This window comes from Vibrio coralliilyticus ATCC BAA-450 (assembly GCF_000176135.1).
Taxonomy (GTDB): Bacteria; Pseudomonadota; Gammaproteobacteria; order Enterobacterales; family Vibrionaceae; genus Vibrio; species Vibrio coralliilyticus.
On record NZ_ACZN01000015.1, the window covers coordinates 78,820 to 94,676 of the forward strand.

At 45.7% G+C, this 15,857-nt stretch carries 12 protein-coding genes; 7 read left to right on the forward strand and 5 right to left on the reverse strand.

Annotation, left to right across the window (positions count from 1 at the left end; genetic code table 11):
- Positions 1-141 precede the first annotated feature (141 nt).
- Positions 142-2,490 carry a helicase-related protein gene (locus tag VIC_RS07865; RefSeq protein WP_039951766.1) on the reverse strand — a complete coding sequence of 783 codons (2,349 nt, stop codon included), beginning with the start codon at positions 2,488-2,490 and terminating at the stop codon, positions 142-144.
- A 144-nt stretch (positions 2,491-2,634) separates the two neighbouring features.
- On the opposite strand from VIC_RS07865, the gene VIC_RS07870 reads away from it, so the two are divergent.
- The 4 genes from VIC_RS07870 (at position 2,635) to VIC_RS07885 (ending at position 6,593) form a co-directional block, all read left to right on the forward strand.
- The gene (locus tag VIC_RS07870) at positions 2,635-4,323 is read left to right on the forward strand and encodes an NAD-dependent malic enzyme (protein WP_006958916.1); all 1,689 of its coding nucleotides are present in this window, start codon (positions 2,635-2,637) and stop codon (positions 4,321-4,323) included.
- Between the two features lie 44 nt (positions 4,324-4,367).
- A complete protein-coding gene (locus VIC_RS07875; RefSeq protein WP_019276089.1) occupies positions 4,368-4,697 on the forward strand; it encodes a DUF3392 domain-containing protein in 330 nt (109 codons plus the stop codon).
- A complete protein-coding gene (locus VIC_RS07880) occupies positions 4,697-5,443 on the forward strand; it encodes a SanA/YdcF family protein (RefSeq protein WP_019276088.1) in 747 nt (248 codons plus the stop codon). The genes VIC_RS07875 and VIC_RS07880 overlap by 1 nt, the downstream gene beginning before the upstream one ends.
- Before the next feature lie 325 nt (positions 5,444-5,768).
- A complete protein-coding gene (locus VIC_RS07885; protein WP_006958920.1) occupies positions 5,769-6,593 on the forward strand; it encodes a DUF2797 domain-containing protein in 825 nt (274 codons plus the stop codon).
- Positions 6,594-6,665: 72 nt separating this feature from the next.
- Here the strand turns inward: VIC_RS07885 and VIC_RS07890 are convergent, their stop codons facing one another.
- Positions 6,666-9,413, reverse strand: a complete 2,748-nt coding sequence (locus VIC_RS07890) for a M16 family metallopeptidase (protein ID WP_006958921.1) — start codon at positions 9,411-9,413, stop codon at positions 6,666-6,668.
- 285 nt (positions 9,414-9,698) lie between these two features.
- Here VIC_RS07890 and VIC_RS07895 point away from each other — a divergent pair, with 285 nt between their 5' ends.
- Both VIC_RS07895 and VIC_RS07900 read left to right on the forward strand, forming a co-directional pair.
- Entirely contained in the window at positions 9,699-10,442 is a 744-nt protein-coding gene (locus VIC_RS07895) for an SGNH/GDSL hydrolase family protein (protein ID WP_006958922.1), read from the forward strand.
- 66 nt (positions 10,443-10,508) lie between these two features.
- On the forward strand, positions 10,509-11,534 hold the full coding sequence (locus VIC_RS07900; protein WP_006958923.1) for a hypothetical protein: 1,026 nt from the start codon (positions 10,509-10,511) through the stop codon (positions 11,532-11,534).
- A 22-nt stretch (positions 11,535-11,556) separates the two neighbouring features.
- Here VIC_RS07900 and VIC_RS07905 read toward each other — a convergent pair whose 3' ends face one another.
- The 3 genes from VIC_RS07905 to VIC_RS07915 all read right to left on the reverse strand — a co-directional run bounded on the left by VIC_RS07905 (position 11,557) and on the right by VIC_RS07915 (position 14,403).
- Positions 11,557-12,390, reverse strand: a complete 834-nt coding sequence (locus VIC_RS07905) for a TauD/TfdA family dioxygenase (RefSeq protein ID WP_006958924.1) — start codon at positions 12,388-12,390, stop codon at positions 11,557-11,559.
- Positions 12,391-12,524: 134 nt separating this feature from the next.
- On the reverse strand, positions 12,525-13,760 hold the full coding sequence (locus tag VIC_RS07910; RefSeq protein WP_006958925.1) for a cysteine desulfurase-like protein: 1,236 nt from the start codon (positions 13,758-13,760) through the stop codon (positions 12,525-12,527).
- Positions 13,744-14,403, reverse strand: coding sequence for a 2OG-Fe dioxygenase family protein (locus VIC_RS07915; protein WP_031343163.1), 660 nt, complete (start codon positions 14,401-14,403; stop codon positions 13,744-13,746). Before VIC_RS07915 ends, VIC_RS07910 begins: the two co-directional genes overlap by 17 nt.
- Positions 14,404-14,800: 397 nt before the next feature.
- Between VIC_RS07915 and trxB the strand changes: the two genes are divergently transcribed.
- Positions 14,801-15,763: a thioredoxin-disulfide reductase gene (gene trxB, locus VIC_RS07920; protein WP_006958927.1), complete on the forward strand. Its 963-nt coding sequence runs from the start codon at positions 14,801-14,803 to the stop codon at positions 15,761-15,763.
- Positions 15,764-15,857: the final 94 nt, after the last annotated feature.

Genomic DNA, 15,857 nt, shown 5'->3' on the forward strand with positions numbered 1-15,857 from the left:
TTTTATACCCATTTTTTTGGTCAAAAAGCTATATCAAAACCAACCCGATAACAAAAGATGCACAAGATAGAGACATGGGTAATCAGTTGCGTAATATTTCAGGGTCAAAATTTATCCTAAGCCAATGGGTAATTATTCTGGCTAGCGGATATCTACTATTCGACTCGCTTTTTTGTATTGCACACGCCAACCTGCCCATCTCGGTAATTCCCAGCGTTTCGGGTCACCTTTACGTAAACCCGATTTATACACCACGTACACCAGCTTTTTCATCGGTTGATATTCGACGCTCAATTGCAGATCACCAATGTAGAGTTCAAACGGATACATGGCAGCAAAATCTTCATACTCCCAGTAAGGAATGCCTTCAAAAGGAAAATCGTCTGCGCTAAACATCTCTAGCTCCGAAATATCTGTTAATTCCAACATTTCGAGTTGTTCAGTAAACCAAGAGTCGAATGTCAACGATTCCTGAATCGGCGAGCCAGAGGATTTATCCAGTGATTGATACAATTTCCAGTGTTCGATCTGTTGATGCCGCTGTTTAGCAAATCCCGGTAGCAGCTCTTCACGCTTAACGGCTTCAAGTAGTGGTTTAATCGCAAGCTCGCCCTGTGCTTGGGCTTTTTTCGAGGCCACTTTTCGCCCAGCGTACATCATATGGAGTTCTATATGAGGAACGTCGTCCACACTGACCACATCGCCTTCCACCCAATCACCAATCTCTAACTTTTCAAAAAGAGAAAGCCTGACTGGCATCGTCACAGTAGCAAGAGTCAGTGTTTGTTTAACACCACGGCCCGGTAAGCTGTGGGTATCCAGCACCAGTGCCGCCTCAATGTTGTCAGGCAAACGACTTGCACGGCCCAAAGTGACTTCCATTTGACCGTTACCTAGGGCTTCGCGGCGCCGCTCTCTTCTGACAAACAACAGCTCAGGATGCAGAGATGCGATTGCTTCAACCAACTCATCGTGAGAGTAACGAGAAGCAACACTAAGCTCAGGTAGCTCGAATACTGCCCGCATTTGCTGACAAAGCGCCTGTGCTTCTTTGAGCACATCCTGATCAATGGTCACACCAGAAAGCACGTCCCCACGCACTACTTTAATAGCTATTTCTGCATCACACCCCAAAGGCTCTTCTTTTTTACCAAGCTGCTCTAGTGCTTCTTCATTTGAAGACAAACGATACAGAGACGCTGGCGTCGCCAGCACTGCGGTTAGATCCACCATGGCCTCTTGCAGCTTTCGCTGCGGCATACGAGTCACCAAATCAGCATACAAAGCATCAATCGGAAGCGGGTAAATACGTTGCCCGTGCGCAGTCGCTAGACCGGATTCATCGATAGCCCCCATTCCACGCAAAATGTTTGTTGCCTGAGCAAACGACTTTTCTGGCAATGGTTCCAAAAAGCTCAGCTCAGAAAGAGAATACCCACAACTGGCAGACGCTAACATGGCTTCGGTGAGTGTTTCCCGATGAAGCTCTGGTGGCGTAACGTCCGCTAACGCCGCATGTTCGCCATACAAGCGAATACAGATGCCATCCATCACCCTACCCGCGCGGCCGCTACGTTGTCTCGCGCTCGCTTTAGAAATATGTTTTAGGCTCAGAGTAGTTTTGCCGTTTCTTTGCTCAGTACGTCGCTCCAAACCAGAATCAACAACGGCAACCACATTCGGTATGGTCAGCGAGGTTTCAGCAATGTTAGTCGCGAGCACCACTTTCTGCTTCTCTTGCTGGTTGAGAGCAATCTCTCGCTGTTTATCGGTGACTGAGGCATGCAGCGGCGCTACTATCAGCTCTTCAATATGCGCGAGTGCGCTCTGACATTGGGTAATTTCTTTACGCCCCGGCAAGAAGACCAGAATGTCACCATCCAGATCAAGTAAGCTTTCCACTTCTGCCCGAACTTTTTCCTCCAGATTTCGGCTATCCGGCAGTTGCCTTGAATCCCCAGCACGATGAGCAATGGCTACCTCAAAATTACGTCCCTTTGCCTGCAGACGCTCGGCACCGACATAACGTGCAAGCTTCTCACCTTCAATGGTCGCAGAGGTAATCACTAAGCGATGTTGGTTATGCTGATTCAATAATGCCACCAGCAAGTCGGTGTCCCAGCGGCGCTCATGAAACTCATCAACAACAATGGTGTTAAAGTTGTTGAGTTGATTTTCAGAGTACCAACGTAGTGCGACGCCCGGAGTCACGAAGACAATCTGCGTCTCCTCATCACAGCGGTTTTCCAGCTTAATCGAATAACCCACTGAACGGCCAAGCGGCTCATTTTTCTGCTCTGCGAGAAACTGCGCTAATGAAGTGCAGGCGATACGCCGAGGTTCAATTACTAACACTTTCCCCTGTTCCGCCGCCCATAGTGGTAATCGGGTTGATTTGCCCGAGCCAGTTTCCGCTTCTACTATCATATGGTGAGCAGAAAGAAGGTTCAGAAAGTCGGTTTTGAGGGTATCTATAGGTAAGCTGAACATCGTTTGCGTTGAGATCATGGAAAAGGCGGAAAGTATATACTTAATCTGTGCCAGAATGCATGAATATTCGGTTTACAATATGATCACTAATCCCTATCATTTTCTGGTTCCCGTTCCTTAAGACCCTACGACAATAGGCAAGTGATGAATAACGACAAACGCCCCTTATATATTCCTTTCGCTGGTCCAGCGCTTCTTAGTACGCCTCTTCTCAATAAAGGCAGTGCATTCTCAGCGGAAGAGAGAGCATCTTTTAATCTGGAAGGCTTGCTACCAGAAACAACTGAAACAATTCAGGAACAAGTGGAACGTGCTTACCAGCAGTATCGCAACTTCGAAAGCGATATGGATAAACACATCTACCTACGTAATATTCAGGATACTAACGAAACCTTGTTCTACCGCTTAGTGCAGAACCACGTTTCTGAAATGATGCCTATCATCTACACACCAACTGTAGGTGCGGCATGTGAAAACTTCTCTAACATCTATCGCCGTGGCCGTGGTCTTTTTGTCTCTTACGCTAACCGCGACCGCATCGATGACCTACTTAACAATGCATCCAACCACAATGTAAAAGTCATCGTTGTAACGGATGGTGAGCGTATTCTTGGTCTTGGTGACCAAGGCATTGGTGGTATGGGTATTCCTATCGGTAAGCTAGCTCTATATACAGCGTGTGGTGGTATCAGCCCGGCTTACACACTACCAATCGTATTGGATGTCGGTACTAATAACCCTCAGCGTCTTGCAGATCCAATGTACATGGGCTGGCGTCATCCACGAATTACTGGCTCTGAATACGATGCATTCGTTGAAGAGTTTATTCAGGCTGTTCAGCGCCGCTGGCCAGATGCCCTTATCCAGTTCGAAGACTTCGCACAGAAAAATGCAATGCCTCTGCTAGAGCGCTACAAAGATCGTATTTGTTGCTTTAACGATGATATTCAGGGCACAGCTGCTGTTACTGTCGGCTCACTACTGGCAGCATGTCAGGCGGCTGGCACACAACTGTCTGAACAACGTGTAACTTTCCTTGGTGCCGGTTCTGCAGGTTGTGGTATCGCAGAAGCGATCATCGCTCAAATGGTATCTGAAGGTATTTCTGATGAGCAAGCACGCTCTCAGGTATACATGGTTGACCGTTGGGGCCTACTTCAGGAAGGTATGCCTAACCTACTCGACTTCCAACAACGCCTTGTTCAAAAGCACAGCAACACGGGTGACTGGGAAGCGGAAGGTAATGGTTACTCACTGCTTGACGTTATGCGCAACGCAAAACCAACGGTACTTATCGGCGTATCTGGCGCGCCTGGCTTGTTCAGTGAAGATGTTATCAAGGAGATGCATAAACACTGCCCACGCCCAATCGTATTCCCACTGTCGAACCCAACCAGCCGCGTCGAAGCTACACCGCATGATATTATGCGTTGGACAAATGGCGAAGCTTTGGTCGCGACAGGCAGCCCATTTGATCCGGTTGTATTCGAAGGTAAGACGTTCCCAATCGCTCAATGTAACAACAGCTACATTTTCCCAGGCATTGGTTTAGGTGTACTTGCAGTACAGGCGAAGCGCGTTACTGACGAAATGCTTATGGAATCAAGCCGTGCACTAGCGACATGCTCACCTTTAGCGATTAATGGTCAAGGTGCACTATTGCCGCCTCTTGAAGCAATCCACTCGGTATCGAAGAAGATCGCCTTTGCAGTAGCGAAGAAAGCCATTGAACAAGGTGTCGCGCTTGAAATCACTGACGAAGCGCTAGAAGAAGCGATTGAAAACCACTTCTGGCAGCCGGTTTACCGTCGTTACAAGCGTACTTCATTCTAATTTCTATATTGATTCAGCCCCTGGTAACAGGGGCTTTTTTGTTTATGATGATTTTTGAATTCCTTTCCCCTGCGGGAAAATATTTACTCCCATATTTAACTGAAATATCAACAGCTCTAATTGCTTGCTTCCTTGTGATGGCAGGGGGCGAGATCAACACTTTGCTAAGAAGAACGCTGCGAAACCACAACTTTGTACTCAGAACCGTAGTATTTGTCTTGATTAACGCCTTTGGTTACGGCTTAATCATTGTTAAAGCAACCCCTTACCTCGCTCGGACATTGCGTGATATGGACGCTGGCATCATGTTCTCAATTATTATTGTCAGCTTTATATTGATTGGTTCATGGGCTCAACGGAATCGACAAATTTAGTGCGAAGACTCTTTCACAGACCTAAACCCTCTGACCATTATTTAGCCTACGCGCTAAAGGGGCTTCGCTATATCCCACTCCTGCTTATCTGCGCGGCTATTTCCCTGTTCTTGATTGACCGCTGGGTCTCTTATCAGACCAAAGATCAGCTCTATACCAACCCAGAACAAATCGGCAATTTCGATGTTGCCGTTGTGCTGGGAACGAGTAAATATCTCGGCAAGATCCTCAATGATTACTACACCAATCGTATTAACGCCGCGATTGATTTATACCAGAATGACAAAGTCGATAACTTTCTGTTAAGCGGTGATAATGCTCACCGTTCCTACAACGAACCTTGGACGATGAAGCGTGATTTGCTTAAGGCTGAAGTGCCAGAAAATCATATCTATCTCGATTACGCTGGATTCCGCACCCTCGATTCTATTGTCCGCGCAAAAGAGATTTTCGACACTGATAACTTTTTGATCATCACTCAAAAGTTCCATTGCGAGCGAGCATTATTCATCGCCAATTTTCACAATATCAACGCTAAGTGCTTCGCGGTACCGGGGCCATCAACACACTCTGGTTATCAAATAAGGTTGAGAGAAGTATTTGCCCGCGCTAAAGCCGTGCTTGACCTGTATATCACCCGAGCCAAACCAAAGTTCCTTGGTCCTAAAGAGCCGATTAATACAAACGAAGCGGAGCAGCTCGTGGTTGAAGAAAGCGTGATGGAAAACGAAGCGATTACTAACTAATTTTTAATTCGGTTGCACCCATTAGTTTTCGCTTGGTACAAAGCTTCATCTGCTCGCGTCAGCTTTATCATTGTTCTGTTTAAAAAATCGAAATCTAAATAGATGCCAGATAAAGCTTTGCCGTGCTTGCCGTTGTACCGATAACACCAACTTCTGGCTTCGTCTCAACTCCATAATTCTCTTTATAAAAACTAGCACTTTTGTATGGTAGCAAAGGTAGCATTATTGCCGAATCGCTTTCTCTGCTACACTAGCTCTGAGTAAAACAGCTCGACTAAAACACCAATCCATATAAGAGCTGTAAAATATAAAAAAGAGCAATGTCATGTCTTTAATCGCAAAAGGTACGCTGAGTAAAATGCGTGCTTCCTTAGATGGTGAGGTTCACTATCGTCTTCCGGTTGGCGAAGAACTCGTCGACCTCAAACCTTTCATCGGCCAGAGCATCACCTTGACTTACACGGGCAACATTTTTTGTAGCTCTTGTGGGAAAAAGACTAAGAAGAGCTATTCCCAAGGTCACTGTTTTGTATGCATGAAAAAACTCGCCAGCTGCGATATGTGCATTATGAAACCGGAAACGTGTCACTATGATCAAGGCACATGTCGCGAGCCGCAGTGGGGCGAAGATAACTGCATGGTTGATCATTTCGTCTATCTTTCGAATACATCTAGCCTCAAAGTCGGAATTACCCGCCACACACAGATCCCGACACGTTGGATTGATCAAGGGGCAACCCAAGGTCTACCAATATTCAAAGTAAAGACTCGTCAGATCTCAGGGCTGATAGAAGTTGAGTTGGCAAAGCACATTGCAGATAAAACTAACTGGCGAACTTTGTTGAAAGAAGATGGCGAACCAATGCCACTTGAAGAGAAGTTTGCAGAGCTATTGCCTTTGGTTGAGGACAAAATCGCTGAGATCAAACAGCAATTCGGTGATGATGCGATTGAGATACTCAGCGCTGATATCACCTCCATCAGCTACCCAGTTTTGCAGCACCCAACAAAAATCACGTCGCATAATTTTGATAAGAACCCTGACGTGACTGGCGTCTTACAGGGGATCAAAGGTCAGTATATGATTTTTGATACTGGTGTTATCAACATCCGCAAATTCACTTCCTACGAAGTCGAAGTCAGCGCTTAATTCAAAGATACATTGAAATAACTAAAAAGCCCTTTCACTAAAAAATGAAAGGGCTTTTTGTCATACGGAGGCTTATTGGTCTAGCGGGCTGAGTATGTATTTGTACTTATCTGCACTTTGACCAAATGATTCAACAATACGAACTCTCACGTCATCTAACGTGATTGTTTTTGCCACCTCTCTTGCCTGAGCAAAGGCTTCCTCACCAAAACCATTCACTAAGGTTAAAGCACGGAACCAAGCGACATCCGAGGGGTAGTTGATCGTGTCTTCGAGGTACACATCCAACTGCTCCTTAGCAATAGTTAACTCCTCCTGAGTCACTGCAGCGATAAGTTCTTGAATGACCTTGTCTATAGCCTGCTCCACTTTAGGTAGGTCTTCCGCTGCAACTTGCGCTTCGAGCGTCCAATCGGTTGCCGGCTCATTGTGGTCGGTAGAATAAAAGTTGTCGGGTGCATAATCTAAGCTCAGCTCTTCACGCACGTAGGCATCTAATCGTCTGGCTAAAATACGCTGAATAACTTTATCAACCAATGCCAGCTTTGCATCCTGAGGCCGTGCCGATTTATTGATGGCACGCAATGTATAACGGCTGTTTTGTTCATTGTTAATCGCTAGATTAACTTTGCTATCGGAGCGCTCATTATAATTCACCTGATAAGACGGCATTGTTGCCGCTTCTAGTGGAATCGTCGAAACATAATTTTTCACGCCATGCACAACCTGCGATGACTCCAACCCTGCCACAATCACCAGTTTGCTATTGCGAGACTTTCTGAATAGCTCATCATACGCTTGTTGAACTTGATCTACCGTTACGTTTTCAAAGTCATGAGCGTAGGTAGGAAAATAGACGCTTTGCGGTGCGAAGGTGTTAGTCTCAATCGCGTCATACCATTGACCAAGTGGAGATTTAAGGTAAGACAGAAGTTCATCAGAGTATTCCTTCTTTAACACTTCGAGCTGCTGTTCACTGAACTTGGGATACGCCATTAGGTTGTACAGAAGCTTGAGAGCATCATTGGCCTGCTCTTTGGGAACACTAATTTCAAAGCCGTGTTCTGTGCCATTAATGTAACTTTGCACATCAATGTTGTTCTTACGGACATATGACTTGAGCTGCGTACCATTAAACTGACCGACGCCACTCTTTATAATCGTCGCAAGAAGCAACTGAGATGCGGGTAGCAGTTCTCTGTCTAATACAGCTTTACCCCCTGCCGACATATATACAATGTGGGCAAAATCACTGTCATTTTCAGGGTCAAATAGCACATCAATGCCATTATCCAAAGACCAGATTACTTCTCCATTTTTCCCATTTGTGGCGTCAGGCAAAGGGTTAATTGACTCAACTTCAATCAATCCATCTACGTCTGTACTAATACGATTACTGGCAACACCAGGCATTCCATACATGCTTTTCCACTCAGGTAGAGTTTGCTTCACTTGCTCAACCGATTCTGTGCGATCAGTACCGACGAACATATCATATGAATAAGATAGCATACTTTGTGCATGTTGATTGATGACCTCAATATCCGTTGTCTGCAGTAATTGATCGAGGCTGCGTTTGTAATCAGCTAACGACTGAGAAGGTTCACCTTCTGCCAATTGGAACGTTCGGTCTTCAGCAAAATCTTCAGCTCCCCGCTGAAACCAATCATCATCTGCATGTTCACGACTGCTTCGATATTCTGCCATTACTACGTCTAATTCCTCCTGACTCACACCATGATCCCTTATTGACGCCAAAGTCTTCAAAAACAGAGGCTGGACGGTATCTCTGTCTTGAGAAGAAAATGCAATAGACGTATCGTATACCCGTTCATTAACACTGGTGTAGATACTGGAATCAAAGCCACGCAAAGGTAACGCATGCTCTGAGTACACAGCGTCCAATCGGTGTGATATTAATCGCGCGACAATGTTATCCTTCCAGTATTCGATACGATCTTCTCTGGTTAAAAGCACATCATTACCAAGGTAGAATGTCAGTCCGGCCACTGACGGTTCATCGATACCCACTTGAGCAACAAAGTCGCCTTTATTGATCTCCGCTTTTGATCGAACCGGCGGTGGTAGGTCATTGGTCGGCTGCCAATCGGCAAACATCTTCTCAACTAAAGCTTTTGCATCTTTACGCTTAACATCCCCTACGATAATCAGTTCACTTGATTGAGGCTGATACCAAGTATCATAAAACGCTTTAAGTGATTGAGATGTCGCATTTTGGATAGTCTCAGGCGTACCAATCGCGTCTTTTCCTTCATAAGGCGTCCCTTTCACGCTGTTTTCATATACTTTATCGTAGAAAGACAGATGTTCAGGAACACCACGGCGATATTCCGCTAGCACAACGCCCTTCTCGCGCTCGACTTCATCTGGCGCGAATGTGACACGATTAGCAACATCTCTTAACCAAAGCATTGCCTTATCCAGTTCATCTTGATTAGGCAAACTCAGTGTGTAGACCGTTTCCTCATACGAGGTATAAGCGTTGACATCGTGTCCACTTGCTCCCGTCTTCTCCATCAGTTCAATGACTTCATTTGGCGTAAAGTTTTCACTGCCGTTAAATACCATATGCTCGACAAAGTGAGCGTATCCAAGTTGGTCTGGCGTTTCTTCCAAGGAGCCAGCATGAACAAACAAGCGAAGAGATATCGCTTCGGTATCAAGAGGATAAATGTGGTATCGCAGCCCGTTATCTAACTGACCAGACGTCCAGTTAGTATCTTGCTGAGTAGGAATGCTCGTACTTTGCTGAGCACAACCAGTCAGCAGTAAGACGAACAAAATCAGGACTTTCTTCATAATAGCCATACTTCTTTGTTTTTATATTTACCCGAAATATAACTTCTAACGTATTAATGTCGATAGTCAATTTAATGAGAATTTACTTACAAACGTCCCTCTTCTCCCCCTAGATGAATACTTTTCAAACGAACACGCGTTCAGTGCATAGCTCTCACGAAATATCTGAGTCTTTTGTCATTAAATATGTTTTATTTCAATACTTTGAAACATTTCAATATGCCAACTAAATTCAATTGGAGCACGATTTTGGTGCTTAACGTCAATCTATTAGTGAGAAGAAAAATGAAAACAACACAAAAGAACAGAAACGTTGGCTCTTCACCTCTACTTAAAGCGGCAACAACCACGGCACTGCTCGCTTTACTTGCAGGGTGTGTGGGGAACCCTTACGTGACCGAAGCTGAACGCAACGATGTGATTACACTGGGCGATTCCATTTTTGATCTTTCAGGAGAACTACAGCAATTTCTTGAAGGGCCAGAAATGGCCAATACCACGTTCCGTGATTACACCTTAAGCGGCGCAAAGCTGAGTGGAGGGGTTGTCGCCAAACCTGTTGTTGAGCAATATCAAGATGCTCAGAGTGATGACCCGAACATTAATGTCATTGTGATGGATGGCGGCGGTAACGACATCTTGTTGCCCGCAGCTGTCTTTGACCCTCATAAGTGTAAAACCACTTGGTATCGCCCAGAATTAAGCAGTAAATGTAAAAGCTTGGTTGACGATGTGTATGTCGAGACCGTGAACCTGCTAAACGAAATGGACCAAAATGGTGTTCAGCAAGTGATTTACCTAGGCTATTACTACACCACTGGTGATAAGGAAAACCTTCATCAGGCTATCGACTTTGGCGATAACCGTCTGGCTGATGCGTGTACAAACACCACAGTTTCTTGTCAGTTTGTCGACCCTAGACCCTACATCGCACCAGAAGATGTCTTGTCAGACAATATTCATCCCACCACATCGGGCTCTCAAAAATTGGCGCAGCTAATCTGGCCTTACCTACAAGCCGTACTGTAGTGACTTAAATTCAATCGCCGGTGGGCAACCACCGGTGAACTGTTGAAAACTGATAAGGAGAAAAGAATGAGTAAGTGGGTGTGGGCTTCAGCCGTTTGTGCCATTGTAGGGGGGGGAGTTTGGTTTGCGCCTATCGCAATCAACAGTGTTCCTGTCATCTTGTCTGCGGATGAGAGTACGGTTCACTCCGCCGAAGTGTTGTCTGACCGAGTCACTGACCAAGAAGAACGTAATGCATTCAACATCGTCAATAGCCTCGCGATTCAATTGCAAAATGAGCTTAAGGATCGTATCAACCAAATTGAAATTCAGGTTGGACTGCGTGATTTTAGAGACTACCTGGCAGAAAAATACCCAGACCAATCCCCTTCCCTTTTTCATGAGGTGATCAAACAAGCTTTTCCGGAATACGCAGACATCATCTTTGAGAAAATCGCTTTGATGGAGGATTATGAACAATGGCTACTCTCTGAAATGAAGCCTCTACTCGCAATGACATTTGAAGAGAAACAAATAGCGGTGTGGGCAAAACGACGTGAACTGTTTGGCGACGACGCCGATATCATTTGGTCAGCAGAGCTTGCCGAGCGGGAGCAAAGAATCGCTGATACGCAAAAGTCGATTGAATTGCTCAACAGCGCTTATGATATGGAAATCAATCAGCGTCTTTTTACACTCAAAGCCACCATTGAAACCAACTTTGCAGAACAAGCTGGAGGAAAAATCCTTAGCCCTGCAATGATGGCGAGCACTTTCTTCAGTCTTGATTCTGTCCAACATGACTTGAGCAACATGTCTCCCTACGAACGAGCGCAGCAGCTAGCCAGCATCCGCAGAGATTTAGGCTATAGCGAATCACAAATCGAAAAGGCGGCAAAGCAGGATGAAGAAAATGAGCTTCGCTGGCAAATTGGCTACCAATATATGGGGGAAAGGCAGGCACTGTTAGCCAGTCTATCCGGCGAAGAGTTAGACAATCAGCTAACTCAACTTCGTACCGACTACTTTGGCGATCAGGCGTCCACGCTCGAAAAAGAAGAGCAACAAGGTTTCTATCGATTTGAGCGCCCACGCGTATACGGCAGAAACTAGGCGGCGCTCACTTCGGCATGGTTTAGGCTGGCAGCAAATCAGAACCACGAACCGTCACACGATGAAGTCGGCGCGGCTGATCGCCATAATCGGTCACAGCAAAATGCTGAGTACAGATATTATCCCAGATAGCAACAGAGCCCGGTTGCCATGAAAACTGTACCTGATATTCAGGCTGTCGTGCTAAAGCAAACAGTTGCTCGAGCCGTTTTCGACTTTCTCTTTCTTCTAGCTCGTTAATACGATGGGTAAACTGCTCATTGACGTACGCGGTCAGATTGCCTGTTTCCGGATGACGGACAACAAGAGGGTGTTTAACAGGTGGATAGCCTTGAGATACTGTCGCTACGTGGCTCTCCCCTTGTTCATTAACGGAATCATAACGGCTGCCTTCAAACGCATGCAGTCCATGTGTCGCCGTTAGTCCCCGTAAAGTATGTTGATCATCGCTGGTTAGGCTTGACCATACCGCTTCCATCGATGTCCAAATGGTGTCTCCTCCATGCGGAGGACAATGCTGTGCTTGCAGGATAGAACAACGACACGGCGTAGCCTGCCAGGTTAAATCTGTATGCCAGAAGCTTTCACCGGGGGGATTACCGGGAGAAGTTTCAATCACAACCACTTGCTCTTCGTCATCTAGGTGAGGAAAAAACGGGTGTACCGGCTCCAAGTCACCAAAACGTTTTGCCAGCCCAATCTGTTGCTGCGGTGTCATTCCCTGATCTCGAAAGAACAATACCTTATGTTTGAGGTACGCTTGGTACAGAGCATCAAATTCTTGCTCACTCAGATTAGAAAGATCAACGCCTTCAACTAAAGCGCCAATGTGCTCTGAGAGCGGTGTTAGATTCACGGCTTATCCTTATTACATCCTGCTTAGAGAAATCAGACCGTCAGATAGAATAATTCCTTTCGCACGATCAAAAAAGACCCTACATGAGGGTCTTTATAACGGCTCAAAAGCCAGATAAAAAATCTCGGACCGCTCTATTGCCCTAAGATAAGTTTCAATTCATCAAACAAGATATCGACTTCTTCCAATGTGTTGTAGTGCATGAAACCAATTCGAACAACACCACCTGATTCCTCAAGACCAAGTTGGCGAACCAAGCCAAGTGCATAGAAGTGTCCGTTCCAGACACAGATGTTGCGCTTACCAAGTTTCTTAGCGATCTCTTCAGGCGAATGGTTGTCAAAAGTCAGAGCAAAAGTTGGTGTTCTAACTTCACTGTTGGCTTCATCACGACCTAATAAAGTCACACCTTCCAGTTCCGCTAAACGAGCAAGAAAACGTTCGCTGATCGCCGATTCATGCTGATTGAACTGCTGGAAAGAGTCGATCAGTCGAGTGCGAAGGTCATCACCATCGTTGCCCCATTGAGCCAGATACTTCACTGCAGCAATAACACCTGCTAATCCTTCAAAGCTCTGAGTTCCGGTTTCAAATCGCCCCGGACCGATATTGGTTCCGGGCTCGACTTTATATGGCTGTAAAGCCTGCAGCCACTTAGGTGCAACATAGGCAATCCCAACGTGCGGGCCAAAGAACTTATAAGCAGAACAAGCAAGGAAATCACAACCCAGTTGTTGAACATCGACCAGATGGTGCGGCGCGTAATGCACTGCATCAACGTAAACCATCGCCCCGACGTTGTGCGCTGCTTCAACTACACGTTTCACATCCACGACCGAGCCTGTGGTATTCGATGCGTAAGTCAGCGCAACAAGTTTAGTCCGGGGACTGATCAGCGATAGCAAATGTTCTATGTCTAGTGAGCAGTCTTGCTCGTTAACTCGAGCCTGAAGGACTTTCGCTTGCTTATCATCGGCCGCTTGCTGCCAGCTAGAGACATTAGAATAATGATCGAGAGACGTAACAATGATTTCGTCACCCGCTCGCCAGTTACGACTGATCGCTCGGCTAAGCTGGAAAGTGAGAGACGTCATGTTGGCGCCAAAGACAATGTTGTCGCTCGACTCTGCATTCACTAGCGTCTTTGCAGACTCTCTCGCTTGTTTCATCAAATCGGTGGTATGAGCACTGGAAAAATAGTGACCACCAAGATTCGAATTAAAAAAGCCCAGATACGCGGTCATCGCTTCAAGCACACAATTTGGCACCTGTGAACCACCCGGTCCATCAAGAAACATCACTGGTAGATCATTGTGACTTTGCTGTAGCGCACGAAACTGTGCGCGTACCAAATTAGGAGTGAAGTTCATTCACGGCTTCCTTCGCGGTTAGTACAAATACGTCCATATACCCTTCTTCGCCTTCAATAACAGAGCGAATAGGCGTCGCGTTATGCCATAGCTTGTTGTCAGCCAGCATAGCGACTTCACCGTTTTGCAGAACTTTACGGAAGAAAGGCGCCTCATTGAAACTGCTGTATAGCATCACATCACCGCCTTCGATGTTGTGGCGCCCCATCCCGATCAGAGCAATATGCTCAAAGCCATCCTGATGCACGCCTTCAGGGGCTACCTGCGTCTCATCAAAAATCGCAGAGATTCGCATTTGGTGAATTTCAATTTCCTGACCGTCCGCCAGCTTATTGGCATCTACAAAAAGCTGACAAATTTCACGCATACCTTCACTTTGGAGAGTCGGTGTTTCAATCGGCTCGAATTGACGCACGACATTACCCTGAAAACGGTTAATGTCATCCGTTTGCATGAACTCATTTTTTTGAAGATCAATAACCTGACCATCTTTAAACTGAATCACAGAGTAACGACGCAAACGGAATTTTCCATCTGCATGCTCGGTATTAGGTAGCTTTGTAAAAGACGGCGCCAACTGTGCAAAAGCAGAGTCACTTAGCTTTGTAAGCTGCAAAGTTGTTTCGCGGTTATGTAACATCATCATCTCCTTAATGAATGTTCACACTGAAATATAGGATTAACATCTTATTCACAATTATTATTTGCGCATTTATATCGCCAGATCAACAAATATCAGCACTTACATCCAACAAAAGTAATAATTAAGAACTTTAATCCAATAATTTATAAAATTTCAGTTATACGAACCAGTTTACAAGTTTCGCAACTCCAAAATTCAGATGACTTATCTATTAACAGCGGTATATATCTTTTAGCTCAATCGGTTAAGAGTAAAATTAGGCTTTGAAAGCGCTATCGTTTGCGTTCTAATCTATAACCATTAATTACATTTCCGCGACTTGCTAACGCTTTCAATAGCCCCCACTATTCCATACAATCGAAAGAAATTGATAAGCGTCACCGCTAATGGAGCACAAATGAGCGACGTAAAACACAGTAAGCTACTTATTCTTGGTTCTGGTCCTGCAGGCTATACAGCAGCGGTTTACGCTGCACGCGCTAATCTTAATCCAGTACTCGTAACTGGCATGCAACAAGGTGGTCAGTTAACTACGACAACTGAAGTTGAGAACTGGCCAGGTGATCCTGAAGGTCTAACAGGACCAGCATTGATGGATCGCATGAAAGAGCATGCCGAGCGCTTTGAGACAGAAATCGTGTTTGATCATGTCAACGAAGTTGATTTCAGCCAGCGTCCATTCCGATTGAAGGGCGACAGTGGCGAATACACGTGTGATGCGTTGATCATCTCTACTGGTGCATCTGCCAAGTACCTTGGCCTTGAATCCGAGGAAGCGTTCAAAGGTCGTGGTGTATCAGCATGTGCAACCTGTGATGGTTTCTTCTACCGTAACCAAAAAGTGGCGGTTGTGGGCGGCGGCAACACCGCTGTTGAAGAAGCGCTTTACCTCTCTAACATTGCTTCAGAAGTACACCTTATTCACCGTCGTGACAGCTTCAGAGCCGAAAAGATTCTGGTTAAACGCTTGATGGACAAAGTCGAAAACGGCAACATCATTCTGCATACCGATCGTACTCTGGAAGAAGTCACCGGAGACGATATGGGTGTGACGGGCGTTCGCATTAAAGACACCAAGTCAGATTCTATTGAAGAGCTAGAAGTGATGGGTGCTTTCATCGCAATTGGTCACCAACCTAATACTGGCATTTTCGAAGGCCAGCTAGAGATGAAAGACGGCTATATCATCGTTCAGTCGGGCCTTGAAGGCAATGCAACTGAGACTAGTGTTCCTGGTATTTTCGCCGCTGGTGACGTCATGGATCACAACTACCGTCAGGCGATCACGTCAGCTGGAACAGGCTGTATGGCCGCACTGGATGCAGAACGTTATTTAGACGCTATTACAGACAGTAAATAATATTTTTCATTTTTGACTCAAATCCTTAAAGCCTCGTGGTATTCCCACGAGGCTTTCTTTTGTATAATCGCGAGCTTCGACTAGTCATAATAAT

What these genes read in the sequence shown, in the direction of transcription:
- VIC_RS07865 (WP_039951766.1), bottom strand. Translation starts at nt 2,490, where the DNA reads ATGTTCAGCTTACCTATAGATACCCTCAAAACCGACTTTCTGAACCTT.
- VIC_RS07870 (WP_006958916.1), top strand. Translation starts at nt 2,635, where the DNA reads ATGAATAACGACAAACGCCCCTTATATATTCCTTTCGCTGGTCCAGCG.
- VIC_RS07875 (WP_019276089.1), top strand. Translation starts at nt 4,368, where the DNA reads ATGATGATTTTTGAATTCCTTTCCCCTGCGGGAAAATATTTACTCCCA.
- VIC_RS07885 (WP_006958920.1), top strand. Translation starts at nt 5,769, where the DNA reads ATGTCTTTAATCGCAAAAGGTACGCTGAGTAAAATGCGTGCTTCCTTA.
- VIC_RS07890 (WP_006958921.1), bottom strand. Translation starts at nt 9,413, where the DNA reads ATGAAGAAAGTCCTGATTTTGTTCGTCTTACTGCTGACTGGTTGTGCT.
- VIC_RS07895 (WP_006958922.1), top strand. Translation starts at nt 9,699, where the DNA reads ATGAAAACAACACAAAAGAACAGAAACGTTGGCTCTTCACCTCTACTT.
- VIC_RS07900 (WP_006958923.1), top strand. Translation starts at nt 10,509, where the DNA reads ATGAGTAAGTGGGTGTGGGCTTCAGCCGTTTGTGCCATTGTAGGGGGG.
- VIC_RS07910 (WP_006958925.1), bottom strand. Translation starts at nt 13,760, where the DNA reads ATGAACTTCACTCCTAATTTGGTACGCGCACAGTTTCGTGCGCTACAG.
- VIC_RS07915 (WP_031343163.1), bottom strand. Translation starts at nt 14,403, where the DNA reads ATGATGTTACATAACCGCGAAACAACTTTGCAGCTTACAAAGCTAAGT.
- trxB (WP_006958927.1), top strand. Translation starts at nt 14,801, where the DNA reads ATGAGCGACGTAAAACACAGTAAGCTACTTATTCTTGGTTCTGGTCCT.